This window comes from Halomonas sp. SH5A2 (genome assembly GCF_014263395.1).
Classification (GTDB): Bacteria; Pseudomonadota; Gammaproteobacteria; order Pseudomonadales; family Halomonadaceae; genus Vreelandella.
Map to the genome: position 1 here is coordinate 1,622,691 of NZ_CP058321.1, position 24,753 is coordinate 1,647,443.

Annotated in this window: 26 protein-coding genes; 17 read left to right on the forward strand and 9 right to left on the reverse strand. The window is 54.0% G+C overall.

Annotated elements, in window-relative coordinates; genetic code table 11:
- Positions 1 to 82: 82 nt before the first annotated feature.
- Positions 83 to 1,393: an SEL1-like repeat protein gene (locus tag HXW73_RS07500; RefSeq protein ID WP_240538768.1), complete on the reverse strand. Its 1,311-nt coding sequence runs from the start codon at positions 1,391 to 1,393 to the stop codon at positions 83 to 85.
- A gap of 479 nt (positions 1,394 to 1,872) precedes the next feature.
- Here HXW73_RS07500 and HXW73_RS07505 point away from each other — a divergent pair, with 479 nt between their 5' ends.
- Positions 1,873 to 2,640, forward strand: coding sequence for a Crp/Fnr family transcriptional regulator (locus HXW73_RS07505; protein WP_186255607.1), 768 nt, complete (start codon positions 1,873 to 1,875; stop codon positions 2,638 to 2,640).
- A gap of 69 nt (positions 2,641 to 2,709) precedes the next feature.
- Here the strand turns inward: HXW73_RS07505 and HXW73_RS07510 are convergent, their stop codons facing one another.
- On the reverse strand, positions 2,710 to 3,192 hold the full coding sequence (locus tag HXW73_RS07510; RefSeq protein ID WP_186255608.1) for a PRC-barrel domain-containing protein: 483 nt from the start codon (positions 3,190 to 3,192) through the stop codon (positions 2,710 to 2,712).
- 309 nt (positions 3,193 to 3,501) lie between these two features.
- Between HXW73_RS07510 and HXW73_RS07515 the strand changes: the two genes are divergently transcribed.
- Positions 3,502 to 3,699: a CsbD family protein gene (locus tag HXW73_RS07515; RefSeq protein ID WP_186255609.1), complete on the forward strand. Its 198-nt coding sequence runs from the start codon at positions 3,502 to 3,504 to the stop codon at positions 3,697 to 3,699.
- 94 nt (positions 3,700 to 3,793) lie between these two features.
- Positions 3,794 to 4,981, forward strand: coding sequence for an AI-2E family transporter (locus tag HXW73_RS07520; protein ID WP_186255610.1), 1,188 nt, complete (start codon positions 3,794 to 3,796; stop codon positions 4,979 to 4,981).
- An 18-nt stretch (positions 4,982 to 4,999) separates the two neighbouring features.
- Here the strand turns inward: HXW73_RS07520 and HXW73_RS07525 are convergent, their stop codons facing one another.
- On the reverse strand, positions 5,000 to 7,579 hold the full coding sequence (locus HXW73_RS07525) for a chemotaxis protein CheB (RefSeq protein ID WP_186255611.1): 2,580 nt from the start codon (positions 7,577 to 7,579) through the stop codon (positions 5,000 to 5,002).
- A gap of 21 nt (positions 7,580 to 7,600) precedes the next feature.
- Complete coding sequence (locus tag HXW73_RS07530) at positions 7,601 to 8,206, reverse strand: PAS domain-containing protein (protein ID WP_186255612.1); 606 nt, start codon at positions 8,204 to 8,206, stop codon at positions 7,601 to 7,603.
- A 355-nt stretch (positions 8,207 to 8,561) separates the two neighbouring features.
- Here HXW73_RS07530 and HXW73_RS07535 point away from each other — a divergent pair, with 355 nt between their 5' ends.
- Positions 8,562 to 9,713, forward strand: a complete 1,152-nt coding sequence (locus HXW73_RS07535; protein WP_186255613.1) for an endonuclease/exonuclease/phosphatase family protein — start codon at positions 8,562 to 8,564, stop codon at positions 9,711 to 9,713.
- 132 nt (positions 9,714 to 9,845) lie between these two features.
- Here the strand turns inward: HXW73_RS07535 and HXW73_RS07540 are convergent, their stop codons facing one another.
- Positions 9,846 to 10,070, reverse strand: a complete 225-nt coding sequence (locus HXW73_RS07540; protein WP_186255614.1) for an amphi-Trp domain-containing protein — start codon at positions 10,068 to 10,070, stop codon at positions 9,846 to 9,848.
- A gap of 201 nt (positions 10,071 to 10,271) precedes the next feature.
- Between HXW73_RS07540 and HXW73_RS07545 the strand changes: the two genes are divergently transcribed.
- The 3 genes from HXW73_RS07545 to HXW73_RS07555 are packed head-to-tail and all read left to right on the forward strand — an operon-like array spanning position 10,272 to position 13,165.
- Positions 10,272 to 11,309: a hypothetical protein gene (locus HXW73_RS07545; protein WP_186255615.1), complete on the forward strand. Its 1,038-nt coding sequence runs from the start codon at positions 10,272 to 10,274 to the stop codon at positions 11,307 to 11,309.
- An 18-nt stretch (positions 11,310 to 11,327) separates the two neighbouring features.
- Entirely contained in the window at positions 11,328 to 12,134 is an 807-nt protein-coding gene (locus HXW73_RS07550; protein WP_186255616.1) for a M48 family metallopeptidase, read from the forward strand.
- A 56-nt stretch (positions 12,135 to 12,190) separates the two neighbouring features.
- The gene (locus tag HXW73_RS07555; RefSeq protein WP_186255617.1) at positions 12,191 to 13,165 is read left to right on the forward strand and encodes a calcium/sodium antiporter; all 975 of its coding nucleotides are present in this window, start codon (positions 12,191 to 12,193) and stop codon (positions 13,163 to 13,165) included.
- Between the two features lie 16 nt (positions 13,166 to 13,181).
- Here HXW73_RS07555 and HXW73_RS07560 read toward each other — a convergent pair whose 3' ends face one another.
- Positions 13,182 to 14,495, reverse strand: a complete 1,314-nt coding sequence (locus HXW73_RS07560) for a DUF2254 domain-containing protein (RefSeq protein WP_186255618.1) — start codon at positions 14,493 to 14,495, stop codon at positions 13,182 to 13,184.
- Between the two features lie 343 nt (positions 14,496 to 14,838).
- On the opposite strand from HXW73_RS07560, the gene HXW73_RS07565 reads away from it, so the two are divergent.
- The 7 genes from HXW73_RS07565 to HXW73_RS07595 all read left to right on the forward strand — a co-directional run bounded on the left by HXW73_RS07565 (position 14,839) and on the right by HXW73_RS07595 (position 19,819).
- Complete coding sequence (locus HXW73_RS07565) at positions 14,839 to 15,450, forward strand: LysE family translocator (RefSeq protein WP_186255619.1); 612 nt, start codon at positions 14,839 to 14,841, stop codon at positions 15,448 to 15,450.
- Between the two features lie 16 nt (positions 15,451 to 15,466).
- The gene (locus HXW73_RS07570; protein WP_186255620.1) at positions 15,467 to 15,877 is read left to right on the forward strand and encodes a DUF2784 domain-containing protein; all 411 of its coding nucleotides are present in this window, start codon (positions 15,467 to 15,469) and stop codon (positions 15,875 to 15,877) included.
- A 239-nt stretch (positions 15,878 to 16,116) separates the two neighbouring features.
- Positions 16,117 to 17,460 carry a S8 family serine peptidase gene (locus HXW73_RS07575; protein WP_186255621.1) on the forward strand — a complete coding sequence of 448 codons (1,344 nt, stop codon included), beginning with the start codon at positions 16,117 to 16,119 and terminating at the stop codon, positions 17,458 to 17,460.
- 13 nt (positions 17,461 to 17,473) lie between these two features.
- Complete coding sequence (locus tag HXW73_RS07580) at positions 17,474 to 17,713, forward strand: hypothetical protein (protein WP_186255622.1); 240 nt, start codon at positions 17,474 to 17,476, stop codon at positions 17,711 to 17,713.
- A 43-nt stretch (positions 17,714 to 17,756) separates the two neighbouring features.
- The gene (locus tag HXW73_RS07585; RefSeq protein ID WP_186255623.1) at positions 17,757 to 18,350 is read left to right on the forward strand and encodes an O-methyltransferase; all 594 of its coding nucleotides are present in this window, start codon (positions 17,757 to 17,759) and stop codon (positions 18,348 to 18,350) included.
- 187 nt (positions 18,351 to 18,537) lie between these two features.
- Positions 18,538 to 19,056, forward strand: a complete 519-nt coding sequence (locus HXW73_RS07590) for an MgtC/SapB family protein (protein WP_186255624.1) — start codon at positions 18,538 to 18,540, stop codon at positions 19,054 to 19,056.
- A 127-nt stretch (positions 19,057 to 19,183) separates the two neighbouring features.
- Positions 19,184 to 19,819, forward strand: coding sequence for a LysE family translocator (locus HXW73_RS07595; protein WP_186255625.1), 636 nt, complete (start codon positions 19,184 to 19,186; stop codon positions 19,817 to 19,819).
- 57 nt (positions 19,820 to 19,876) lie between these two features.
- Here the strand turns inward: HXW73_RS07595 and HXW73_RS07600 are convergent, their stop codons facing one another.
- On the reverse strand, positions 19,877 to 20,497 hold the full coding sequence (locus HXW73_RS07600; protein WP_342211944.1) for an FMN-dependent NADH-azoreductase: 621 nt from the start codon (positions 20,495 to 20,497) through the stop codon (positions 19,877 to 19,879).
- A 200-nt stretch (positions 20,498 to 20,697) separates the two neighbouring features.
- On the opposite strand from HXW73_RS07600, the gene HXW73_RS07605 reads away from it, so the two are divergent.
- Together HXW73_RS07605 and HXW73_RS07610 are read left to right on the forward strand one after the other, a co-directional pair.
- Complete coding sequence (locus tag HXW73_RS07605; RefSeq protein ID WP_186255626.1) at positions 20,698 to 21,603, forward strand: LysR substrate-binding domain-containing protein; 906 nt, start codon at positions 20,698 to 20,700, stop codon at positions 21,601 to 21,603.
- A 45-nt stretch (positions 21,604 to 21,648) separates the two neighbouring features.
- Positions 21,649 to 22,164 carry an MgtC/SapB family protein gene (locus HXW73_RS07610; RefSeq protein ID WP_186255627.1) on the forward strand — a complete coding sequence of 172 codons (516 nt, stop codon included), beginning with the start codon at positions 21,649 to 21,651 and terminating at the stop codon, positions 22,162 to 22,164.
- Between the two features lie 72 nt (positions 22,165 to 22,236).
- On the opposite strand, the gene HXW73_RS07615 is transcribed toward HXW73_RS07610, so the two are convergent.
- Both HXW73_RS07615 and HXW73_RS07620 read right to left on the reverse strand, forming a co-directional pair.
- A complete protein-coding gene (locus HXW73_RS07615) occupies positions 22,237 to 22,476 on the reverse strand; it encodes an Atu4866 domain-containing protein (RefSeq protein ID WP_240538740.1) in 240 nt (79 codons plus the stop codon).
- Positions 22,477 to 22,653: 177 nt separating this feature from the next.
- Positions 22,654 to 23,394 (reverse strand): SDR family oxidoreductase, encoded by a 741-nt coding sequence (locus HXW73_RS07620; protein ID WP_186255629.1) that lies wholly within the window; start codon positions 23,392 to 23,394, stop codon positions 22,654 to 22,656.
- 208 nt (positions 23,395 to 23,602) lie between these two features.
- Between HXW73_RS07620 and HXW73_RS07625 the strand changes: the two genes are divergently transcribed.
- A complete protein-coding gene (locus HXW73_RS07625) occupies positions 23,603 to 24,547 on the forward strand; it encodes an AraC family transcriptional regulator (RefSeq protein WP_186255630.1) in 945 nt (314 codons plus the stop codon).
- The last annotated feature ends 206 nt before the right edge of the window (positions 24,548 to 24,753 follow it).

Sequence of the window (24,753 nt, forward strand, 5' to 3'; positions counted from 1 at the left end):
AATAGGTATTGCGTAACGTCATGCATTAGAAAGGGCCCTGAGGGGCCCTTTATTGTTTCTTTAGCGGAATCGTGTTGCTTCGTCAATCCTCGACCCGTATCCGGCCCAGGCTGTAGTCGCCGCCATGATTGGCGAGGACGAAGCCCTGGAAGGGCTCACGAAAGCTCGTGTCGCGTGCCTGGATGACGGGCCGACCATCAATGCTGATTCGCATGTCGCCGTCTTGGTTGCGGGTCCAGACCAGGCTGTGGAAGCTATCGTCCTCCAGGTTGAGGGAATCATTGCTGCTGGCGATCACCTCACTGCTGTTGCTGGTCAATCTCATTAGGCTCAAACCAGGGTTTGAATCCGGGTGATAGACCAGACGGTATCCGCCGCCCGGGCGGTTGCCTTGGAAGACACCCATTTCCAGGCTGCCCTCTTGCTGCCGGGAGGCCAACTCCAGTTCTATCTCAAAGGCGTTGCGGATGGGTGACGAGACGAAGATTCTGGCGGTTTGTGTGGCTGTTGGTGCTGCCTTAGGTTGAATATTACCCGTCTGTTCGAGAACGAGCTGCAGCATGGCCAGGCCGATCTCTTCGGGCCTCTCGGAGCGCAGGCCGCGTGTTGTCGAGGCGTTCTCGTCTTGAACCTCGACCGCGCTCCGCAACCCACCCCGGTCGATGTCGAAACGCCCGCTGAGTACTGTCCATTCAGGGTTTCGACGGAAATCACCGTCGCTGAAGTCGTCCTGCAAGGCGAGCCGAGGCGAGTCTGTGGGTTGTGGCTTGTCGGGAGCCGCCACTTCCTGTTCCTGTCGATCTGCCTGGCGCAAGCGTTTCAGCAGGCCGGATGTTGCATGGCCATTGGCGGCAAGGCTCGCGTCGGTCTGATATTGGAGTATCGCATTGCGGGTCCGTGTCCCCATCAGCCCGTCCACGGGGCCTGCATCGTAGCCGAGGCGATTGAGCTCACGCTGTATCTCTGCCAAGCCTTCCCGATCGGAGAGGGTGTCAATGTCGGGCCGCGATGCCGGCGTAGCCTGTGAATCGGGAGGTCCCTCGGGCTGCCAGCCCCGCGCCGCCTGCTGCGCCTCGGCGATCTGCTGCGTGGTCATTCGCTCCGCGACCGCGTTGCGCGCATCAGCAGCATGGCGATGGCCACGCGAGGCCGCCAAGTTGTACCACTTGTGCGCCTCGATGAAATTCTGGGGAGTGCCGTTGCCGGCTTCGTACATGCGACCTAGCATATACTGGGCATCGGCGTCTTCACCGCGGGCGAGCTCGCGGAATTCTTGAATGGCTTCTCGGTATTGCTGTCGCTCGTAGTTTCGCATGGCGTCGGCATAATCGGCGTTGGCTAGCGCGATGTGACCGGACAGTAGCAAGAGGAACACGAATCCTTTGATGATCATCACGGGGCGTCTCCAATAGAAGGTGGGCGGCATTTTAGTTACCGCCTCATTGCCTCACCGTGCTGTCTTGCCTGTCAACTATCGCCTCGCTTGTCTCAACGAAGTCCGAGAAAAGAAAGCACTACCAGCACGATGACGATTGCACCGACAATATACACAATATTGTTCATGTCGTTTTTCTCTATGGTGGGTTTTCGTATTTTGGGATGCGCCGCTATGGTTAGTATCGTAGTGGCGTAGCAATCCATGCGACGCGTGGGGCAACTTCTTGTACAGGCGGTTTCCTTGCCGTTCCTAGTGGCTAGGGTAGGTCATGGTGGGCTTTCCGGTCTGTGCGTTATCGTACATATCAATGGTGTGACCTTCCTCTATCATGCAATGACTTGCTTCTTTATTTCCCTGAGCGTGTCTGGGCGGTTGGTCTTTTTGGTTGTCCCATGCGTTCAGTCCAGTGTTCTCACCAGAGGAGTGTTGTCGAAATGACCCCACAAGCCGATCCTCGTCAGAATGCCTTGCTGGCAGCCTTGCCATTGGATGAATACCAGCGCCTGGCGCCCCTACTCGAACCTGTCGAGTTGACGCTAGGACAATCGCTTGCCGAGTCAGGTCAGTTGATGCGTTATGTCTTTTTCCCGACGGATTCCATCGTATCGTTGCTGTGCGTGATGGACGATGGGGACTCGACGGAAATTGCCGTCGTCGGCGACGAGGGTGTCGTCGGCGTCTCGCTGTTTATGGGCGGCGAAACCACACCGAGCCGCGCCATTGTGCAGAGTGGCGGCAGCGCCTATCGCCTCAAGGGCTCGTTGATGAAGTCCGAGTTCTATCGTGCAGGTCCCTTGCAAGACTTGCTGCTGCGTTACACCCAGGCCCTGATCACGCAGATGGCACAGACGGCAGTATGCAACCGGCATCACAGCCTGGATCAGCAGCTCTGCCGTTGGCTGTTACTGAGCCTGGATCGCTTGCCGACTAACGAGCTGCTGATGACCCAGGAATTGATCGCTAACATGCTTGGCGTGCGACGAGAAGGCGTCACCGCGGCGGCCAGCAAGCTGCAGAAGGCCGGCTTGATTTCCTATCATCGTGGGCGAATCTTTATTCTCGACAGGCATGGCCTGGAAGAACGCGTTTGTGAGTGTTACGAGGTCGTCAAGGATGAATACGACCGCCTGCTGACTTATCGTCGCCCTCCACGAGACAAAGGAATTGATGCGTCACCTCGCCTCAGGGCATCATCAAATTAGGCGCAAGGTGACTTGAGCTGGCACGCCCTGAGATGGGGGCACGATGTGCCCCCACAGGGTTAGGTGGGATCAATCGCGCTCGTACTTGGGTGAGTTACGCAGCGCGTCCTCGTCTATATCCGTGTAGAACACGGATTCGTCATCTTCCATGCTGTGCTCGATGTGGTCCCATCCAAGTCCAGCGTCCTGTCCGCCGAGTCCCAGGAAACCACTGGTTGTTATGATGACACCCACGATTTGGCCATCTTCACCGATGATCAGATCATTGATTTCGCCAACGTCCTCATCGGAACTGCGGTGTTTGATGGTACTGCCGATGACGTCGTCGGCGTAGAACGCACCTGCGGGTTTTTCGCTCATTTGCGCCTCGCCAGAACGCTGCATCTCGGTATTCTGCCCGCCGTTAGGCTCCTTATCGGCATTCTTTAGCACGTCGGAAGGCTGCTTAGTATCTTCCTGCTTGTCATCGTGTTTCTCAGCGATTGCAGCTGTGCTAAGTACAAATGCTGGCGCAATAGCGGCGGAAAGGATCAAACTGGTTAGCTTCTTCATCACTTTTTCTCCTTGATTTGACGACTTTCAACCGGACCCTTCTGGGTCTAGTGTGCAGTTCCTGATGCTTGGGAATGCGATTTTAGTTTGGGCAAACACGAATGATCTGTCGGTGTGTTACCACACACATAACTGTCGTTTTGTATTGGAGAAGTTGATACGGAATAAATGGTGCCGCTTATGTTGGAGACCGCACCGATAAGACCACTAACTTCAACTATCTTCAGACTTCAGAGCCTCACCCTGACGCAACATGAGTTGAGGGTGAGAAGCAGAACCCGAATAGAACCATTATCTGGAGGTCAGCTCATGGACAAGAATCAGGTCGAAGGTCGTGCGAACGAGGCGAAGGGAAAAGCCAAAGAGATGACTGGCAAGGTGACCGATGACAAGGGTACGGAGTACAAGGGTAAAGCCGAAAAGCATGTCGGCAAGTCTGAAGCCAAGCTGGGAGATATCAGTAGCCCGGGGGAAAAGGACTCAAAATCAGATGATAAGAAGAAATGAAAGCACTCATGACACACTCGAATCGTGGATGCGGTGCGGCTGATGAAAGGCTAGTTTCTGGTCATCCACTGAACAACCGAGTCAGGAATTTGACATGCCCGAGAACAGGCAGGACCCCCTGACTGGCCGAGCGAGTGTTTCCAGCCAGTACCCGCCGGTGGAACCGACTGATAAGCGTTTGTTCAACGCGGTTGAGCTTCGGTTGTTTCGTTACACGGCGGTACTTTTATCATCGGTCGTGTTGACTGCGTTGATTGGCACCATTGTGTGGACATTTGGCTGGCTACTGAGCACGTTCTACAACCTGCTTATGTCGCTAGCCATCGCCGGTATTCTCGCTCTAGTGCTCCATCCATTGGTGAAGCTTAGCGAGCGTTGGCTTTGCTTTCCGAGATTACTGGCCATCATTGCTGTACTTGCGTTGTTCTTCATGGGGATCGGCGGCCTGATTGTCCTGCTGGTTCCTATCCTGGTCACACAGCTTGTTCAGTTGATGACCGTTTTGCCTGACATTCTTGCAAGCTGGCAGGCACATTTCTCAACTCATTTCCCAGGCATAAGCTCCATGATCTCTACTAGCATGGAGAACAACGGTGAGGGCGAATCTCAATCTATGCTGCCAGGCCTGGAAGGTTCGAGTAAGACCATTTTGTCTTATCTAGGGATGCTGGCGACTCTAAGCTTTGTCCCTCTGTTCCTGTTCTTTACGCTGCTCTCTGGAAACTTGCTGCACAAGCAGGCCTCGGAACTTTTATCCGTCTTTCACGAGTCTACCCAGCGAAAAACACTCTATTTTATGGATGTTTTCGTGGGTTACATCACAGCCTTCTTTCAAGGTCAACTGCTCATCGCCGTTTGCATGGGTATCTTATATGCCACGAGCTTCACGCTGATCGGTCTGGATTTCGGAGTGCTTGCTGGCCTGGTACTGGGGTTGCTGAATATCGTCCCTTTCCTTGGAAGTCTAGTGGGCCTGCTGGTGGTCTTGCCCATGGCCTATCTGCAGCCGGATGGCGGCGTTGAATTACTGGTCCTAGCCGGGCTGGTGTTTGCGGGGGTGCAATTGATTGAAAGCTGGCTGCTGACACCGAAAATCATGGCCAACCGCTCGGGCCTTCACCCGGCACTCGTGGTTATTTCCCTGTTTTTCTGGGGCACAGCCTTGGGTGGCATCACCGGTTTGATCCTGGCGGTTCCACTGACGGCGTTCTTCGTTGCCATCTCGGGCGAGATCAAGACGAGCGTGCAACGCACGCTGAGCAATCGAGAAGAAAGACCATGAAGCCACCCAAACCCTTATTTACTCTTTCAGGTCCTCGCGTAGAGCCTGTTCCAGTTGCTTCGTTTCAGTGATATCGAGAAGGGTAATCACCACTCCATCAATCACATTGTCCAGCCGCCGATAGGGCATGATCCGCACCGTGAACCAGCGACCGTCAGTGGCGAGAATCTGTTTCTCAGAAAAGGCCAGAGTGCCCAGAGTGTTCAGGGCGTCGTCGTTGAGTTCCGGATATTGCAGTTTGGTAGTGAGATCACTGAGGGGGCGGCCAACATCGCCTTCGCGAATGTTGATGATCTTGGATGCCCGGTCAGTGAAGCGACGGAGATTCAAATTCTGATCGAGAAACAGAATGGCGATGTCGATGCTGTTAAGCAGATTATTCATGTCGCTTTGGGCGAGGGCGAGATCGTCGAGCTTGGTCTGCATTTCCGCGTTGATCGTTTGTAGTTCTTCATTCATGGACTGCATTTCTTCTTTCGACGTCGTCAGCTCTTCGTTGGTTGATTGCAACTCCTCATTGGTCGATTGCAACTCCTCGTTGGCTGATTGCAACTCCTCCTGAGACGCGCGGTTCTCCTCGCGCAGCGTCTGAATTTCATCCTGGTACTGTCGCAGCTCCGCGGCGTGGGACTGCTGTGCGGCGGTTTTAGACGTTTGCTTGTTGGCAGCACTGTCATGCGTGGGGGCGATGTCACGAAACACGATCATCTTCATCCCGCGTAGGGAAGTCGGCTCACGCAGCGCCTGTACGGTGATATCGACGCTCCGAATACCACCGCCGGGCGGTTGCACCTCAAGACCCTGCAACTGCAACGGTTCACTCTGGTTGTCAGCCTGGCGCAAGGCGCTGGCGATGGGGGTTCTCAGGCTGTCCCGCACCATGGCGTGGAAATTCCAGTTGGCTTTGCCAGCGGCAGGCTCCAGGTATTTCCCTGTTCGCCCACTGATGTAGACAATATCACCCTCGTCATTGATCACCACCGCGGCGGGGGCATAGACCTGTAACAATACCTGGTCGGCGGCTGCTTGCAGGTTGTCATGTGTCGGAGAGGATACATTGCTGGAGGGCACAGGAAGCTCCTTGGTCATCCAAGAAAGAGGGGGGAAGGACTTTACCGGCAATCGGAGGCCGCTGCTCTGGGTATTATTCTGCTGCAAGTAGAGTCGCAGCCTAGATTCAACGGGAGCAAACAGTTTAGTGAATCGGCCTACTGTTTCTGAGCTTCCGAGTACCAGTATGCCCCCGGGGCGCAGGCTGTAGTGAAACAGGGGGATGAGCTTGCGTTGCAAACTCTGATCGAAGTAGATCAACAGGTTGCGGCACGAAATCAGGTCGAGTCGGGTGAAAGGGGGGTCAAGCACTACATCCTGCTGGGCAAAAAGCACTCGGTCACGGATGTCGCTGTTGATTCGGTAGCCGTCGTCATGGGCGCTGAAAAAGCGAGCTAGACGCTCTGCCGAGACACTTTGGCTGATATCTGCCGGATAGCAGCCGCGGCGTGCGGTGGTAATGGCGTCCGGGCTCAGGTCGGAGGCGAAGATCTGCAGCGTGACGTTATGAGGTTGCGGCAGTTTGTCCATCGCCTCTGTGAAAATCATCGCGAGGGAGTAGGCTTCTTCGCCGGTTGAGCAGCCGATCACCCAGGCACGTAGATGGGATTCCCTGTCTGGTCGCGCCAGAAGCTTGGGCAGGGTGGACTCTGCTAGGTATTGCCAGACTTGGGCATCCCGGAAAAAGCTGGTTACCCCAATGAGCACTTCCTTGAACAGCAGGTCGATTTCATTGGGATTGCGTTGGAGATACTCGACGTATAACAGCAAGGTGGTGATGTTGTGTATCGCCATGCGCCGCTCTATACGACGCTGCAGAGTGCTGGTCTTGTAGTGTGAAAAGTCGTGGCGGGTCCGTTCCCTTAAGAGACGCGCAATTCGCTGCAAGGGAGTTGATGCCCGCTCGGTTTCCACCACAGGATCGTTAGCCACCTCTGGTTCCGGTATCTGGTCCAAGCAGGCGAGAAGGCGCGCAGGCAATTCGCTAGGTGGGGCGATGATATCGACACAGTTGGCAGCGATGGCGCTGTTGGGCATAGCATCGAATTGTGCCGTGTCTGGCTGTTGCACGGCCGTTAAGCCGCCTACCGCCTTGATTGCTTGCAGGCCCAAAGTGCCATCCGAGCCCATGCCGGACAACACCACGCCGATCGCCTGGTCTCCCTGGGCGCTTGCCAGGGACGAAAACAGCACATTGATGGGTAGACGCAACCCCCTGGGTTCCATCGGCTCCGCGAGGTTCAGTGAGCCGCCGACAATGCTGAGCTCCGTATTCGGCGGAATGACATACACGTAGCCAGCTTTGATGGGCATGCCCTGGATGGCTTCCCGTACCGGCATTAGGGTAGCCCGCTGGAGTAATTCCGGAAGCAGCGCTTTGTGAGTGGGATCGAGATGCTGCACGACCACATAGGCCATATGGCTGTGCGGCGAGACTCGAGATAGGAACTCTTCAAGCGGCGCTAAGCCACCGGCGGAGGCGCCAATACCTGTAATACGCAACGCCAGCGGGGGCATCGGTACATTGGCGGTGGGCAAGTCGGTCATGGTTTTAATCGGTTGACGGGGTTAATCCTCACAGGCGCACTCATAGCAGGCCAACAGAAGTTGGTCGGGGCTGCTTGGTGAAAGGTCAGCCTGGAACGTCAGGTGTCGGGAATCCTGTGTAGCACCATCCCTTTCGGTTACGCAGGAGTGCTTGGCGCCGCTTTGGGCGACGTGCTGAAGCAGGTCAAGCAGTGATTGTCGGTCTTGCGCTTTCAGAAAGGTGTCGATTCGCTTCCCTACCAGATGGTCCTGGCCTATGCCGAATAGCTCGGAGGCGATAAAGTTGGCTTTGATGATAACGCCTTCAAAATCAACAACAAAATAGGCAAGAGGCGCGGCGTCGTATAGTGCCCGGTATAGGTTGATGTCCTCAACGAGTGCCTGTTCATTGGTGGCAAGCTCTTCGTTTTGCAAGTCAAGCTCTACCTGATGCACCTGAAGTTCATGGAGAAGTTTGAGGGCATCGTTCGCTTTATCGGGATTACTGGAAAGCTGGTGTAGCAGACGCAAGGTATCAACACCTAACGACCAGTGGCCCGAAGGCGGTGTCGTGCCCGCCTGCAACTGCGCTATCGCCTTGTCTCGCAGCTTTGCGTGGGTTGTGGCTTCAACGCTTGATGTGGGCATACTATTCTCCAAGATTATTCTCTGGATATAACAATCCACTGTAGCTTACTGCGCCAGAGATTAGTATGAAGATCCAGGTTGTCCTCGTGATCTGCACAATGCTTCTATGGAGCTAGGTCGAGAGCCATTCTGGGTCGAAAACCTACCCAAGCCACTTTTGCTCCATCAGCAATGGGCGTCAGCGAGGACTCAGGTATAAGGGGAAGCCCAGCTCTGCTGCCAGTTCAAGTTTAGAAGCAGTCGCTAGGAGGCAGCACCCGATTGCAAATTGAAGTAACGGTAATCTTGAATCTCCCTTTCTTCAGACTTCAAATAAGCATTCGCAGTAAATCCGACAGGGATTATTCCTGTCGTCATGACGGCGCTTGAGAGGCATATGTTCTTAAAATTATTGCTCTGGGTTATTCGTTTACTGACACTACTTTTGATTGTGGTGAGCATACTCCCTGAGATGCCCAGCGGTCAGTGGTGGGTCAGGCTATGGGAGTTTCCTCGGCTACAGTTGACATTGGCTTTGGCTGTGCCGCTGCTGCTGCTGGCATTGCATATATGGCTGAAAAGGCCTCGAAAAGAACATGCCGTGTTGTTAGTGTTAATCCTCGCGATAGGAGGGTGGCAGCTGTTACATATCTTGCCGTTTACGCCGGTCTGGTCGAACGAAGTGCCAACTGCCGACGCTCAAACACTCGAGGATCAGTCAACTTTTAAAGTTCTGACCGCTAATGTTTCCTATTCAAATGACAGCTACTCCGAAGTAGTGGCGTTGGTCCAGCGCGAGGATCCTGACCTCTTGCTGTTAATCGAAGTTAATAACGAGTGGGATGAGGGCTTGGCGCCGTTGACTGAACACTACGAGTATCGAGTAGGTGAGGTTCGTGGGGAGGGATTGGGGATCGTGCTCTGGTCGCGGTTCCCATTGCTAGAGCAAGAAGTGAAGCACCTCGTTTCCGAACGCAGGCCATCAATCTTTGCGACTCTGGATATTCCCGGCATAGGACCCATACGCTACGTTGGTACTCACCCAGTCCCACCGGGGTTGGAAGATCGTATCACACACAATGACGAGACCTCTGAGCGCCGAGACAGCCGGGTTCGCGATGCAGAATTGATGCTCATTGCCCGACATGTCCAACGAGACCCAGACAATCGCTGGATCGTTACTGGTGACTTCAATGACGTCGCGTGGTCCGATACTACCCGGCTGTTCGCCGACCTGAGCGATCTTAAAGATCCACGGCACGGAAGGCGATTGCTGAGCACTTACCACGCTGAGCGACCATTTTGGCGCTATCCGATTGATCACCTGTTTGTATCTGACGGTTTTCATCTCATCGATCTGGACCGAGTAAGACTTAAGGGCTCAGACCACTTCGCGATTACTACGACGCTGACTGCCGCTAGAAAGGATCAAGCGAACCCTGAGGCTTCTGAGGAGGAACATCAGACGGCTCAGGAACTGGTCGAGGAAGGTACTGAAGATGCTAGCGAGCATGATGTTAGCGATTAAAAGAGACTGGCCTATAGATGACCAGCAATAGTCGTTCTTAACGAGCGGCACAATAAAAGCTAAATAAAATTCGAATTTTTGTTTTTTCAATCCAAGCGAACCCTCGCCGCCACCTCCGATTAATACCGAGCGTTATTCATGTTGCCATTTGATCTGAAACTCTATTTCTTCTTCATCATCTGACCGCTCGTGTTCGATGGTGAACGCTGCTCGGACGGGGACGTAGATACGCTCGCCCGCAATCTGAATATCGAAACGTTCCCCGTTCTCGATGGAGTCTGCCAGCCGCCGTAGCTTGGCCACAAAGTCAGCCTTCGAGTAGCCCTTTTCTACATCTCTTTCGTCTTTAGCGCTCATTGAACTCTCCTTGACAGTCGTTAATGCCAGTACCTGTGGGCAATTGGCTTGAATTCCAGCATAGCAGACCATACGTAAACCATACTCTGCGACGGCAAACGCGGCTGCGCTGAAACGACTCCAGGGCCTCTGGGACGTTCGACGCCTGACGCTAAGGTCTAAGCTTCGCTCCACTTTTGGCAGTTGTAAGGATCTACCACCATGACGCACGCGACAATTCTGCAGCAAGGAACTATCCACTGCTTTCCCGCTGGGTTGCGCGATGAGCAAGGAAAGCTGGTCAATGCCGAGGTATCCGCAGTGCTCTATGATGGCAAGCGGCTGATTATGGCCAGTGACAAGCCAGTCCCCGGCGAGGAACGCTCGGCGGTGTTCGGCATGCCGATGACCGAGCAAGGTCCCGATGACAGCCAACTGGAATATTTTACAACGCCGCTGATCAAACAGGCTGTCAAGTACGAGGATTTATCCCTCACGGCGGATGGCCGTTACGTACTGGCAACCACAGGCTTTGATCGAATCGACAATGAAAGTCATGCCCTTAACGACTATAACCATTTGCTGATTTGGCCGCTGGGCAAACCTGAAAAAGTGCAGGCAGTAGACCCCGATCCGCGGGATGGCGTTGAGGGTTCCTTGGAGCTTCGCACCAAGCTCGACGAAGCGGTTGGCTTTCCTTATTACAAAGTGGAGGGGCTCGCCGCGGTGCCTGGAGAGCGCGGCGATGGCCTGTTGCTGTTCGGTATCCGCGAACAGGGGCGGGCGCATGATGACTTCACTTATGTAAGCCGCATCGTGGGCGCTCATTACCAAATTAGCGAGAGTGGCAACCTGGTGTTTATCGATAAAATGCGCGAACACTATGCCTTTGATCCCGGCAATCACCCGGCGGTTCGTTATGACTGCGGTTTATCAAGCTTGGAGTATGATCCTTACCATGCCCGCCTTTACCTGCTTAACAGCTTTGAGGTTAAGGAAGCCGGGGCAGAACGTATTGGTGGTTACCTGTGGGAGGTCAGCCTTGGCGATTTTCGAGCGGGCAGCAGTCCAGCACTTGTGACCACGCCTGAAGGACTACCCTTAGAGTTCGAGCACAAGGCTGAGGGGCTTGCCGTGCTGGATCATGATCGACTGTTTGTTGCTTACGACAACGATCGCCATCTCGGGTTAGGCAGCGTCGATGAGCGTGATGAACGACACGCCTGTGAGGCGCCCTATACCCTATTGAAGGTTACCTGACCCTTGGCGAGGCCGTTGATGCGTCTGCGATTCCCGTTACACCTGCTGATCATATTGCAGCTGGCACTTTTGGCTGGCTGCGAGGAGACGCCAACAGGGCGTTCCCAGCTGGCACTAGTGCCCGAAAACCTGATGACGCAGATGGGTGAGGATTCATTCGACCAGTTGCTGAATCGACAGCCGGTGTCACGCGATGCGCAGGCGAATCAACTGGTGCAATGTGTGGCTGAGAAAGTGGTGGCCGCCGCTGAGGCAAGCTACCCAGGGCTTGCTTTCCCTGAACGCTGGGAAGTGGTCGTCTTTGAGGATTCCTCTCCCAACGCTTTCGCTCTCCCCGGGGGGCGCATCGGTGTGCATACTGGTCTATTGCGGGTGGCCGAGACACCTGCGCAGCTAGCGGCGGTTATCGGGCACGAGGTAGGCCATGTCCTGGCTGACCATGGTAATGAGCGACTTACCCAACAACTCGGTATCAAGGCCGGGCTTTTGGTCGTGGGATTATTGGGGGAGGGCGAGCTGGGGCATCAGCAGTTGATGCAGGCTTTGGGTATCGGCGCCCAAGTCGGCATTAGTCTGCCGTTCAGTCGCACCCATGAGGAAGAGGCCGACTTAATGGGGTTAGCCATCATGGCCCGTGCGGGATTCGATCCACAACAGAGCGTGGTGCTGTGGCGCAACATGGCCGCTGCTGGGGGAGGTCAGCCTCCCGAGTTTCTGTCGACTCACCCCACCCATGAATCTCGTATCAATTTGCTCCAAACGTCCATGGAGCAAGCGCTGGCAACTTACCAGAATGCCTCGCCCGCAGACTGCTCCACATCCTAACAAGCCGAGTTATCTACATTGCCACTGGCAACAATAGCAACCATAGAGGAGAAATCGTGATTTTACCGATTCTGGCCATCGTCCTGGGGTTTGTCCTGCTCCTGTGGAGCGCTGACCGCTTCATCGATGGTGCCTCGGCGATGGCCGGGCATATCGGGTTACCCTCGCTGGTGATCGGCATGGTTATCGTCGGGTTTGGCACGTCGGCACCTGAGATCGTCGTGTCCATCATGGCGGCCCTGGATGGAAATCCCGAACTGGCCCTCGGCAATGCGCTAGGTTCCAATATCTACAACGTTGGCCTCATCATCGGAGTGACGGCATTGATTGTGCCGATCGCCGTGCATTCGACGATCATCCGCCGTGAGTTGCCGTTGCTATTGCTGTTTGGAGCCGTGGCAGGGGCATTTTTCTGGAACGACCAACTTGGCCGATTAGAATCGCTGTTGTTACTGCTGGGGTTTTTCGGCCTGATGGCCTGGACGACCTGGGCAGCACTGCGTGGCAGGGGTGACCCATTAGCCGCAGAGACGGAACAGGAGCACGCGTCGCATGCCATGACGCTTGGCCGAGCCATCCTGTGGCTCCTGGTCGGTCTAGCGCTGCTGCTGGTGAGCTCGCGGATGCTGGTCTGGGGTGCCGTCTCCGTGGCAAGTGCTTTGGGTGTCAGTGATCTCATCATCGGACTCACGATCGTGGCGCTCGGCACCTCGCTGCCGGAGTTGGCATCGTCGATCGCCGCGGTTCGCAAGGGGGAGCACGATATTGCCATTGGCAATGTCGTTGGCTCCTGCATGTTCAACCTATTGGCGGTGGTAGGCATCGCCGGTGTCATCGCACCAATGGAGGCGCTTTCAGCGGAGGTCATGCTCCGAGACTGGCCGGTGATGATGGCCATGGTAGTAGGCCTGTTTATCATGGGCTACGGCATTCGCGGCAAGGGGCGGATCAATCGTATCGAGGCGAGCCTGCTATTGCTGGGGTTAGTGGTCTACAACGGCTGGCTGGTCAACACTGTGCTGACAGTCTGATCGAGTCGAATACCCGTTATGGTGAGCTTGGTTCTGTTAATGGTGGCAATGCCGAAAACTCAGCAGTTCTGCGCACAGCATCGATATCGTCCTGAAGCGACATAACGCTTTCTGAGCGGGCCAATGCCATTCTTGAGTGCTTTTTGGCGGCTGCAGCCATTGTCTGGTCATCTCCCTGAGCCAAAACAAAGAGAGCTTTCTGCAATCTGATCGAAACCTCGATTATACCCGCACCGTCACGGGCTATGGGCGTAAAAGCGTCGTCGAATAGGTCGTCGATCATCAGTTCTGGCACTGATATACGGTCGTAGGTAATCGCCTGTAATTGATTTTTCTCAACGGGAGATTGCCAAAGGGTAAAAAGCCGCACGAACGTGCCAATGACATTGATCGCTGTTCCCGGGTCATTGATGCCCGGCGACAGTGCCTTGTCGGCAATTTCGGACAATGCAATAAGCCCGAATCGGGGGTCATCTTCAAAGGTGCGGCTTGAGCTAATCGTGAAGGCACTAGCAAAAGCCTCTGTTTCGAATGCTTTACCTTCTTCAATGTCCCCCTCAACAAGTAGCAGCGGAAGTCGTGTATGTACAAAGGTACCTGGCAGTGCCGCTACTGTTACGTGGCAATCGTGCGCTTCAGCACAGGATTGTAACGTCTCCAGGTCGATATGCTGAACATAGCCAACCGTTGAAGAACAAATGGGAGCGCCCTTGTCAGCGGCCTGATATGGAGAGGCTGTCAGAGCCCCCAGCGTGGGAGCATGCCGGCGACGCTCCAGTGCGTCGCCAGCTGCCTTCTCCGCTTTCTCAATAGTATTCACCACTCTGCCCAGTCGGGCAATTCTGTCCACCCAGCGAACGAATGTGATGATGACAATGGCAAACACCAAAAGGGTCAGTGCAAAGATCGCAAACCTGCCTGCAGCATCAAACATGTCATTCTTAACGGTGATCAGCGAAACAATACTGAAGATGAAGGCGCCGATAAACGCGGACAACGCGTTCTGGGTAACGTCGTCAGCAATCACCAGCGGTATGGAGCGGGGGGTTGCCCCGGTGCTGGCAGATGCATAAGCAGCAACCATGGAACCGACGGCAAATGTCGCGATAACCAGCATGCTCGATGCCATGATGGTCAGGAGCGATTCAACAGAATCTAAAGTGATGTCGGGCACCACTCTAGAAAGCCCTATATTGTCGGCGAGCATGGCGATGAATGTACCACCAATAGAAAGCACGCAAAGCAGCAGTGGCTTGACCCATAGATGCTCGTTAATCCGACTAAAAGCAAAGCGAAGCCTGTCCATGGTGAATAGCTTTGATTGAGCCATGAATCCATCCTCTGTGGTTAGGCTCAGAATCCTGAGGCCAGCTTATGAAAATCTTAGGGTCTATTGCATCCACCGAGCTAACGGCCGGACGTATTTCATCTTCGTTCTTCCACGCCTGCACCCACCAGGACGGCCACCCAAAAATGCCGAAGTGAATCAACATTTGGAGAGTGTGCGCTTTCCCGAGATGCGCAGGAATACAACGAGCGCCGCGTAAGCCAGTATCAGCCGCGTTTTAAAAAGTGCATTCCACCGGCTAGATATGCAAGGATTATCCTTCATGGCATGCAGTTCGCGCTCGTATCCCTTAGGCTCGTTATGGTGGGTATTCGGGAGTTTATCAATGCAGCTTGATATGTGGTTAATCTATTTTGTTAGTTGTGTGGGCCTGTCGTTGTCGCCCGGCCCCAATGGGCTTCTTGCGCTGACGCATGGAGTGCTTCACGGAAGTCGCAAGACGTTGTTCACTATTTCGGGCGGCGCGATAGGGTTTGTCATCGTTATAGCCCTTTGCATGTTTGGCATTGGGGCCCTGATCAAGTCCTCCGTTATATGGCTTTCCGTACTCAAGTGGGTAGGTGGCGCCTATCTTGTCTGGCTGGGTATTCAGGTATGGCGTTCACCACCGATTTCCACAACGGCTGATGCTGACGAAAGTGTGTCCAGCGGTTGGTTGCTTTTCCGCCAGGGAGCGTTGGCGTCGATAACAAACCCGAAGGTGCTGTTGTTCTTTAGCGCCTTCTTGCCGCAATTTCTTGACCCACAAAACAGCCTGGTGCACCAGTTTGTCATCATGGCTGCGACCTTCGTGATGACGGAATTTTTGGCAGAGTTCATCCTGGCAAGCGCCGCTAGCCGCATTCGGCACTGGTTGGAACGTGCTGGGCGAGGGTTTAATCGCGTTTGCGGAGGTCTGTTCATGGCAATTGGCGCAGCGCTGCCGTTGCGGGCTTGAAGCGTCTATGGATTGAATGGTGATATCTAAACAGTGGCTATTGCTGTTGCTGGCAGATGCAGTCCTGATTCTCCACGTGCTGTTTGTCGCCTTCGTGGTATTGGGCCTGTTGGCTATTTACGCAGGGTATTTCCTGAAATGGCAGTGGGTGCGTCATCGCGTTTTTCGCATCGTGCACTTATGCGCCATCGGCTACGTAGTGGGGCAAACCTGGCTGGGAATGATCTGCCCGCTGACGACCTGGGAAATGGCGCTCAGAGCCGAAGCGGGGGCGGCCACTTATGCTGGATCTTTTATTCAGCATTGGCTGCATAGCCTGCTTTACTACAGCGCGCCGGACTGGGTGTTTGGTGTGGTTTACAGCGTATTTGGCGGCTTAGTGCTGGCGAGCTGGTGGGTGGTGCGGCCGAATAAATGGGCTCGCTGAGACGCTTTATCTTCCTGAACTAAAAGAATAGCTTTCAGCTCCTCTGCCTGCTTTCGGGTATTTGGAGACCAATAGCCGACGTTACTTTTTATCTACAGACGTCGAAGGCCAACCAATCTGGCGAAGTTCATCAGGTGCGTTAAGCTGAAACCGTGGGTTTTTGCATGACAAGACATGGATTTCCATGGTCAAGCACTTGAGACGTAACGCTTTACGGCCAAACGCAAAGGAGGCCTGGGATGGCTAAAAAACCTCAAGGAAGCGACAGCTCGGCTTCCGGCCAGAGCGAGTCACTTAACTCGGTTTCCTGCGGCACCGAGAAACTCCTGCTGGCCGCGCTGGAGCGTGGCGGTAGCTGCCTTGAAACGGGGCGCTTTCTTATCAGTTACCGTAAGGGAAGAGTAGAAGAAGGCATTAAGGCGCTGAAGGCCCAGAACTTTCGGGTGGCCGATGCCCGTGATTTTGCCGATCAGGCGGTCAGCCTGGAAGACACTGGGGATGCCGAGGCGTTGGTGTTCCCGGAGCTGGGTGTAGCGCTGGTTGGCGGTGACGCCTTAGAACAGCACGGGATGAGCGTTTTGGACGAGATTTCAGCGCAAAGCCCGATAGAAATCATTGAGCCCGAATATTTTGCGTTTTCTGAAGGCTCTGATTTTAAAAACTCTGATTCTAGAAACGCCGACTACCTGCGGGGCTTTTTGCGGGCAGCAAGTACCATTGCGCGCGACCTCGGCGTTGAACTTGATAGTGACGAGCGCGAAGAATCGCGTGAGACAGACGCACTTGAGGTGACTTGGGGGCTGGCTCGGTGCAAGGTGCCGCAAAGCCGTTGGAGTGGCGCTGGCATTAAAGTCGCCGTGCTTGATACCGGCATGGATCTTGGTCACCCGGATTTCGCTGGCAGGGAGTTTGTTACCCGATCTTTCGTCGGGGAGCCGGTTCAGGATCTCAATGGGCACGGCACGCACTGTATCGGTACGGCCTGTGGCCCAAAAGTGCCTTCTGAAAGTACGTCACGTTACGGTATCGCTTTCGATTCTCAGGTGTTGGTCGGCAAGGTGTTAACTAACTCAGGCAGCAGCACCGGGGCGGGCGTGCTCGCAGGCTTGAACTGGGCGATTGCCAATCGCTGCGAAGTGATCTCGATGTCGCTTGGCAGCCAGAGCCCGGTGCAAGCCGCTTATACCCATGCTGGCGAAGCGGCACTGCGTAATGGGTGCCTGATTATCGCTGCCGCAGGCAATTCCTCTGCAAGCACGGGCGCGCCGGCCAACTCGCCCACAGTGATGTCTGTGGCGTCTCTCGATCCGAACCTGAAGCTTTCCCGTTTTTCAAATCATGGCAAAATCGAGATTGCCGCTCCAGGACGCGATATCTTCTCTTCCTGGCCCCGGCCCACTCGCCATAAAACGATTAGTGGCACCAGCATGGCAGCGCCACATGTGGCAGGCTGTGCGGCCCTCTGGGCGCAGTCTGACGCCTCACTACGTGGAATGAAGCTGTGGCAACAGTTGGTGGCTTCGGTGAAAGGGCTGCCATCGCCTGAATCCCACGTTGGTGCGGGGTTGGTACAAGCACCCTAGAAAGGAATGATCGATGGCAAAGATAGCGTTATGGATAATCACGATTTCCAACGATCAATCGATCAATGACATCGCCACACGCCTGAGTGAGGAGGGGTTGACCATCAAGGAGATACTCGAGGAGATCGGCTGTATTACCGGGTCGGCCGATGATGTCACGGCTGAGCGTCTAAAACATATCGAAGGCGTCTTGGATATTGCCCCTGATGTGCAGATTGGTGTGGGGCCGCCGGGTGCGGATGAAACCTGGTAAGTTGGTTGACGATTTAGCTAAAAATTGGGGGAAGGGAGAGGGTGTGAACGAGTCATTACAAGCGTTATTAGTCGAATTAGAGCAATTTGGTCAAGATAACGACACCGCTATCGCTGACCGTCCTCGGCGAATGCTGAATATTACCCGCGATACCGGGGAGTTTCTTTCAGTGCTGGTTCAGGCAACCAGCGCAAAGCGTGTGCTTGAGATTGGCACTTCTAACGGATACTCCACCTTGTGGCTGGCTCAAGCGGCGCAAAATATTGGCGGGCATGTTACGACAATTGAGCAATCTGAGTTCAAGCTTGAACTAGCCGCCAATAACTTTGAGCGCTCTGGTCTTTCTGCGGTTATCACTCAGCTCCGCGGGGAGGCGGGCAGTCTGCTTGAAACCATGCATGATGAAAACTGTGATCTTATCTTTCTAGACTCCAAACGCTCGGAGTATCTGGCCTGGTGGCCCACCATCAAACGTTTATTACGCAAGGGCGGGCTGCTCGTCGTCGATAATGCCACCTCTCATGCAGATGAAATGGCGGCTTTTATGGCGCTGGTTGCGGCAAACTCTGATGTCACTACCTGCACAGTACCCGTCGGGAACGGGCAGTTTTTGGCAACGCTGTCAGGCTATGACTAAGCATAAGGGCCTGCTTTCTGAAAACCATGACCACCCGTTTGAAGAGTGTCAACATCACATTCGTGACCAGACAGCGCGTATGCGTCACACTACCTCGCATCCGCTTTGGAAGAGAACTGTTGACCCACGCTACCTGGGTTGTCTATTTCGTTGGGTTTTTTATGAGTGAGCTTACAGGAATGAAAAAATGGAATTGATCCGCAGTGTCGTTATTTCTGAGTTTTCGGATTTTAATGATTTAAGTGAGCTTATTGTTTTAATAGTTCGGTTGCTGATGGCTGCCCTTCTAGGTGGGTTATTGGGCCTTGAGCGTGAACAGAGCGGCAAGGCGGCTGGAATACGTACCCATATGCTTGTTTGCATGGGTGCTGCGCTATTTATATTAATTCCCCAGCAAGCAGGTATTTCTGATTCGGAGATGAGTCGAGTTATTCAAGGTGTTATTGCCGGGATCGGCTTTCTGTGTGCCGGAAGTATCATCACCGGGAAGGATGATCAGGCTGCAACGGGGCTTACCACAGCAGCGGGCATTTGGTTCACGGCGGCCATAGGCATAGCGGTTGGCCTGGGGCGTGAGCAGACTGCGGTATTGTGCACACTTTTAGCTTGGCTGGTGCTTTACGTAGTGCCTTTTTTTTCAGGCTCAATACGCAAGAAAAAAGCTGCATATTTAAAGCCAAATAAAGATAATGCTAGCTTTAAATGAGAGGTTGCTAATTTTATGAATGAAACGAAATCTTTAAATCGAGCGGCTAATTAAAAAGCTGGTGTGATTATCCTAGGCTTGGAGCCGTTTCATTTATTGGCTTCGTGCAAAAATAAGGGGAATAATTGTGTTTGAGTACACAGTGCTTCACTGGATGACTTTTCTTTCCGCGGCGGTGCTGCTGAACCTTTCTCCAGGGCCAGATATTGCTTATATATTGGGGCAAACATTGCGCAGTGGACGACGTCATGGTGTTGCCGCCATGTTTGGGATTTGGACGGGTGCCGCGCTGCATGTAGTGATGGCCGCCGTTGGCCTTTCGGCCATTCTAGCTACATCTGCGTTAGCTTTTTCGATTGTTAAATGGGTGGGGGCGGCCTACCTGATATGGCTGGGCGTTAAAATGCTGCTCTCACGGGGCGATCAATTTATTGCAGCAGAAAAGCAGCGCCCTAAGCGCCTATCTTCGGTTTATTGGCAGGGAATGCTGGTGTCAGCGCTAAACCCCAAAGTGGCCGTATTCTTCCTGGCGTTTCTGCCGCAATTTATCGTCGAGGGTGCTGGCCCTGCCGAGGCACAGCTTTTATTGCATGGCAGCTTGATTATCGTGGTCGCTGCGGTAATAGAACCTCCTTTGGTACTGGCGGGCGCTAAGCTAGGTGCTTTTCTGAAAAGCAAACCCCGCGTTGGTTTATGGATGGATAGAAGTCTAGGAGCGCTGTTTGTGGCTTTAGGTGCACGGCTCGCCGCTAGTGCTAAATAGATTCAAAAGGTGCGGATATAACTGGGTTAGCGATCACCGCACCTATTTATTGGGGATCTAGGCCGGTTCGGATATCGAAACGGTCTCTAACGACATCTGCAGTTCATCGACCAGCGCTTCAACCTTGCCTGCCGCCTCGGCAACAGAGTTTGCCAGTAGCTCACCGCCAGCTTCCTGCCCCTCTATGGCGATGTAGTGGAGTCGGGTAATGCCGATAAAGCCAAGCGCGGTGGCGAGGTTTGGTTCCAGGTGGTTCATATGCGCCATTTCTCCACCAGGTTCAAAGCCGATACTGCCTCTAGCGCTAAGAATGACAGCATGCCTTGGCCGATCAGTAAGCTTCGGGATAGGAGTATCAATGGGATTGGTGTCATCGAAATCCATTGTGCGGCCAAGCCTTATTACTTGATCGATCCACGCCTTGAGGGCGGCTGGCATGCCAAAGTTATAGAGCGGCGCGCCAATCACCACAATATCAGCAGCAATTAATTCATCTACCAATAAGTCGCTTTCTGCCAACGCTTCCTTCATCCAGAGTTCTCGCTGGTCTTCAGGCGTAAATGCTGACGCGATCCAGTCGTGGCTGATAAAAGACGGCGGGTTTTGGCCAATATCGCGATAGGTGATCGGGTCTTGCGGTCGCTTTGATTGCCACTGACTGACGAATAGGTGGGTCAAATGGCGGCTGTGAGAGCCGTGATTATCGGTTCCCGCAATACCGGGGCGGGCCTGGCATCTATTTGCAGAATATGTGGCATGATTGGTCTCCTAATCTGAGTTCAACTCATCTATGCTTAACAACAGGCTTAGCGTAGGACTTGCCTGTTAGCCCAAACAAACGATCTTTTTTTGCAGCAATAGATGAGTAATATTCACTCATGAGTCATCGTCGGTTACCCTCACTTTCGGCACTTCGAGCTTTTGAGGCGGCTGCCCGCCATGAGAGCGCCAAGCAGGCGGCGCTAGAGCTGTCAGTTACCGCCACTGCCATCAGTCACCAGGTTCGAGGGCTAGAAGAGTCGCTGGGCGTTTCTCTGTTTGTGCGTAAACCCCGCCAGTTGGAGCTGACTTCCCAGGGTCGCGAGCTGCTGCAGGTGTTGGAAGGCGCGTTTGACAGCATCAGTCAGGTGGTCGAACGGCTAAGCGCTGTGCCCGTTCGCCAAACCATTACGCTTTCCACGACACCAGCGGTCGCGGTGCGCTGGTTGCTGCCCTGGGTTTGCCTGCTGCGCGACTCGCATCCAGACATTGATTTGCGTATTCATGCGTCTCACGAGCCCGTAACGCTAGGTGGGGTAACGGCAGACATTGCCATTCGCTATGGCGATGGCCGTTGGCCGGGGTTGGTAGCGGAGAAACTTTTTGATAACACCTTTGTCCCGACCTGTAGCCCACGCCTTGGCCTGCACGATATAGCAAAGCTGCCTCTGCACCCGTTGATTCATTTTCGCCCTCAGGGAGAAGTGTCTGCGCCACTGAATTGGAGCCTCTGGCAGAAACACGCAAAGGTGCCGGGGTTGGATGTTAGTGCCGGGCTGGTATTTTCCGACGAGACCCACGCTATTTCTGCCGCCGTTGGTGAGCAGGGCGTAGCGCTGATGAGCCGTCAGTTGATTAAGGATGAATTAGAGGAAGGGCGCTTAGTACAACCGTTCGGCCCGGAATTGGTAGGCAAGCCGTTCTTTTTGGTCTACCCGGAAAGTCGCCAGCACGATCCGACGATTCTGGCTATACGCGAGTGGGTGAAGTCGGTGCCAGGTGGGTTGTATACGCAATCGCACTGACGTGTAGATCATGGACTATCAAACAGGACGTATAGGAGCTAAAAAGTGCAGGCTATTAGTGACATCATAATCTCCGAGTTTTCGGAATTTAACGATGTGGGTGAGCTTGTCATTGTGGTAGTACGGCTACTACTGGCGGCTGTTCTCGGTGGCCTGTTGGGGCTCGAGCGAGAGCAGCGAGGCAAGCCGGCCGGTATACGGACGCATATGCTGGTCTGCATGGGCGCTGCTTTATTCATCTTTATCCCTGAGCAAGCGGGTATTTCGGATTCAGAGATGAGTCGTGTCATTCAAGGTGTGATTGCAGGCATCGGTTTTCTGTGTGCCGGCACTATCATTACCCGACAAGATGAGCAGGCGACGTCAGGGCTCACCACGGCAGCTGGCATTTGGCTGACGGCCGCCATCGGGGTAGCCGTTGGTCTTGGGCGTGAGCAGACAGCCGTTTTGTGTACGCTGCTGGCCTGGATGGTGCTTTACGTGGTGCCTTTCTTTTCGCGCCCCATCAGCAAGAAAAAAGCTTCAACCTCTGAGGATGATGACGATAATTCTGATGCTTGATCTCGGACCACTGTCGTCATTGAGGGGAACTAAATCGCCCCGGGTTTCATAGAGCCCAACTTGGTTTGAAAATTACTCCTTGCGATATAACACCATACCGGCGTGATACAGTACGCCATCTATAAACTCGCCATCTGCAGTAAAGCCGGTGTCGTCCCAGTATTCGATATAGTTACCCGTCACCTGATAGTGCCCTTGGTAAGCGCTTTCACGCTTACCGCGGGCCTCTTCGTAACGATTATCGGCTGAAAGTTCATGACGAATTTGCCCATCTTTAGTGACCCATATTCCAATATACGGGTGGTCCGCCATAGGGGAATTTCCTTCGTTTGGGTTGGTTTGAGCAGTGGTGGTCACTGGAAAAATAGTGATAATGCCAGCGACCACCAGTGCCCGTTTCCAATAAATGGGAGGTCTGTTTTTTGGCATATGAAATCACTCGTGCTAAGGCGCACACCCGGCAACAGCCCGGGCGTAACGTATGCGCTGTTATTGGCTGGCGGTGGGCCGCACTACGATGTCGCTGGTGTCGACGTCATCGGGCTGGTTGATGGCATGGGCTATGGCAGCGGCGATTGCTTCGGGCTTGAGGGCAGTCTGGCGGAAAAGGTCGATCGCTTTTGCGGTTTCAGCGTCGGTGATGGTGTTGGCCAGTTCCGATTCCACCACACCTGGGTAAACACAGGTCACGCGGATATTGTCGGTTTCCTGACGTAGTCCATCGGAAATAGCGCGTACCGCATACTTGGTAGCGCAATAAACGGCGGCGGTGGGCATAACAGTGAGGCCGCCGATGGAAGAAATGTTGATCACCTGACCGCTTTTCTGGGCCTGCATCGTCGGCAGAACCGCCGCAATGCCATTGAGTACACCGCGAATATTGACGTCGATCATGCGATTCCACTCATCAACCTTGAGCGCTGCTAAAGGGGAGAGTGGCATCACGCCAGCGTTGTTGATGATTACATCAATGCGGCCATGGGCATTGAGCGCGAAATCCGCAAACGCCTGCACGTCATTAAGGTTAGTGACATCCAGTGCTTGAAAATCCACTGAGCCACCTTCTGCGCACAGGGAGTGGGTCAATGCTTCGAGCCGGTCGGTGCGGCGTGCACCAATGATCAAGCGGTGCCCTTGACCAGCAAGCCAGCGGGCAGTGCTTTCACCGATACCGCTGCTGGCTCCGGTTAATAAAACAACTTTAGATGATGGGGCTGATAACGCAGTCATTGGGTAATCCTCTCTGTGGTTGACCTTGAGAAGATTAAGCTGCCGCGGCAGATACCTGTATAAGCGATCCTATTGCATTACTGCCTAATCCTATTTGATTGTTAACAGCGTGCGGCGAATTAAGCCACCAAGCATGTATATTACTCTTACTAAGTGCCCGGCTCGGCGAGTTTATTCCGGTGCGGCGCGCATGACAGAGGTGGTTAACATGACAGTGAAGAGCGATGCTGTGGTTTACAGTAAGATCGTCGAGTGGCTATACCAACTGGCACCTCACGAAGGCTATACCCAGTCGCTATTGGATGGCATACGTTTTATGCGCTCTAACCGCCCACTGAAAAATACCTCGGTGCTTTACGAACCGAGTATTGTCATCATTTGCCAGGGCCGAAAGCGTGGCTATTTGGGTGATGAGGTGTATATCTACGATGCACAGCACTACTTGGTGTTATCGGTGCCCCTGCCATTTACCTCGGAAACAGAAGCCAGCCCTGAAGAGCCAATGTTGGGAATTGCGATCCGCCTGGATGCCGTGGTGATCGCTGATTTGTTGACGATGCTGGAGGCATCAGGGGGGCGGGCATTAGAGGTGCCGCGTGGGATGCTCTCCACCCCACTGGAAGAGCCGCTGGCTGATGCAACGTTGCGGCTGCTTAGTGCGCTTTCCTCCCCAACGGAAGCGCATATACTCGCTCCTTTTATCGTCAGGGAAATCTGCTATCGAGTATTGACGGGAGTGCAGGGAGGCAATGTTCGATCAGCACTCTCCCATTATGGCCAATTTGGCAAAATCGCTAAGGCGCTGAACCGTATTCATGCCCACTATGCCGATCCGCTGGAAGTCGCCAGTCTGGCCAGTGAAGCAGGCATGAGCGCCCCAGCCTTTTACGTTCACTTTAAGGCGGTCACCCAGACATCGCCCATCCAGTACATTAAATCGACCCGTTTACATCATGCGCGGCTGTTAATGATACGTGATGGGGTGACGGCAGCCGCCGCCGCTAGCCGGGTCGGCTATGAAAGCCCCTCCCAGTTTAGCCGCGAATTTAAGCGTTTCTTTGGCCGCCCGCCAGCGGAAGAGGTGCGCACTATGAAAGCAAGCCTTGATTTATTGCCGCCGACTCACCTGGTCGATATTGCTGTTTCACACTGACTTTGAGTCCTAAATGACACCGCCTTGCTGTTGTTCAGGGGCTTATGGATGTTCATGAGTGCAATACCGTGTCGCTGGAGGACGCCATGGCAACGATCTCACCCTAGTGCGGGCTGAATCATATTCGCGAATTGATTCACGCCCCCTTGACCTGTCGACGCCATGGTCCGGGGTTTGTTCAGCAATTTCTGGCGAATAGATGCGGT

Excerpts from the sequence above, each read along its gene's own strand:
- HXW73_RS07500 (WP_240538768.1), bottom strand. The coding sequence starts at position 1,393 with ATGATCATCAAAGGATTCGTGTTCCTCTTGCTACTGTCCGGTCACATC.
- HXW73_RS07620 (WP_186255629.1), bottom strand. The coding sequence starts at position 23,394 with ATGACTGCGTTATCAGCCCCATCATCTAAAGTTGTTTTATTAACCGGA.
- HXW73_RS07530 (WP_186255612.1), bottom strand. The coding sequence starts at position 8,206 with ATGCCCACATCAAGCGTTGAAGCCACAACCCACGCAAAGCTGCGAGAC.
- HXW73_RS07625 (WP_186255630.1), top strand. The coding sequence starts at position 23,603 with ATGACAGTGAAGAGCGATGCTGTGGTTTACAGTAAGATCGTCGAGTGG.
- HXW73_RS07550 (WP_186255616.1), top strand. The coding sequence starts at position 11,328 with ATGCGTCTGCGATTCCCGTTACACCTGCTGATCATATTGCAGCTGGCA.
- HXW73_RS07615 (WP_240538740.1), bottom strand. The coding sequence starts at position 22,476 with ATGGCGGACCACCCGTATATTGGAATATGGGTCACTAAAGATGGGCAA.
- HXW73_RS07520 (WP_186255610.1), top strand. The coding sequence starts at position 3,794 with ATGCCCGAGAACAGGCAGGACCCCCTGACTGGCCGAGCGAGTGTTTCC.
- HXW73_RS07580 (WP_186255622.1), top strand. The coding sequence starts at position 17,474 with ATGGCAAAGATAGCGTTATGGATAATCACGATTTCCAACGATCAATCG.
- HXW73_RS07575 (WP_186255621.1), top strand. The coding sequence starts at position 16,117 with ATGGCTAAAAAACCTCAAGGAAGCGACAGCTCGGCTTCCGGCCAGAGC.
- HXW73_RS07525 (WP_186255611.1), bottom strand. The coding sequence starts at position 7,579 with ATGACCGACTTGCCCACCGCCAATGTACCGATGCCCCCGCTGGCGTTG.
- HXW73_RS07605 (WP_186255626.1), top strand. The coding sequence starts at position 20,698 with ATGAGTCATCGTCGGTTACCCTCACTTTCGGCACTTCGAGCTTTTGAG.
- HXW73_RS07590 (WP_186255624.1), top strand. The coding sequence starts at position 18,538 with ATGGAATTGATCCGCAGTGTCGTTATTTCTGAGTTTTCGGATTTTAAT.
- HXW73_RS07510 (WP_186255608.1), bottom strand. The coding sequence starts at position 3,192 with ATGAAGAAGCTAACCAGTTTGATCCTTTCCGCCGCTATTGCGCCAGCA.
- HXW73_RS07570 (WP_186255620.1), top strand. The coding sequence starts at position 15,467 with ATGGTGATATCTAAACAGTGGCTATTGCTGTTGCTGGCAGATGCAGTC.
- HXW73_RS07535 (WP_186255613.1), top strand. The coding sequence starts at position 8,562 with ATGACGGCGCTTGAGAGGCATATGTTCTTAAAATTATTGCTCTGGGTT.
- HXW73_RS07565 (WP_186255619.1), top strand. The coding sequence starts at position 14,839 with ATGCAGCTTGATATGTGGTTAATCTATTTTGTTAGTTGTGTGGGCCTG.
- HXW73_RS07515 (WP_186255609.1), top strand. The coding sequence starts at position 3,502 with ATGGACAAGAATCAGGTCGAAGGTCGTGCGAACGAGGCGAAGGGAAAA.
- HXW73_RS07540 (WP_186255614.1), bottom strand. The coding sequence starts at position 10,070 with ATGAGCGCTAAAGACGAAAGAGATGTAGAAAAGGGCTACTCGAAGGCT.
- HXW73_RS07505 (WP_186255607.1), top strand. The coding sequence starts at position 1,873 with ATGACCCCACAAGCCGATCCTCGTCAGAATGCCTTGCTGGCAGCCTTG.
- HXW73_RS07560 (WP_186255618.1), bottom strand. The coding sequence starts at position 14,495 with ATGGCTCAATCAAAGCTATTCACCATGGACAGGCTTCGCTTTGCTTTT.
- HXW73_RS07545 (WP_186255615.1), top strand. The coding sequence starts at position 10,272 with ATGACGCACGCGACAATTCTGCAGCAAGGAACTATCCACTGCTTTCCC.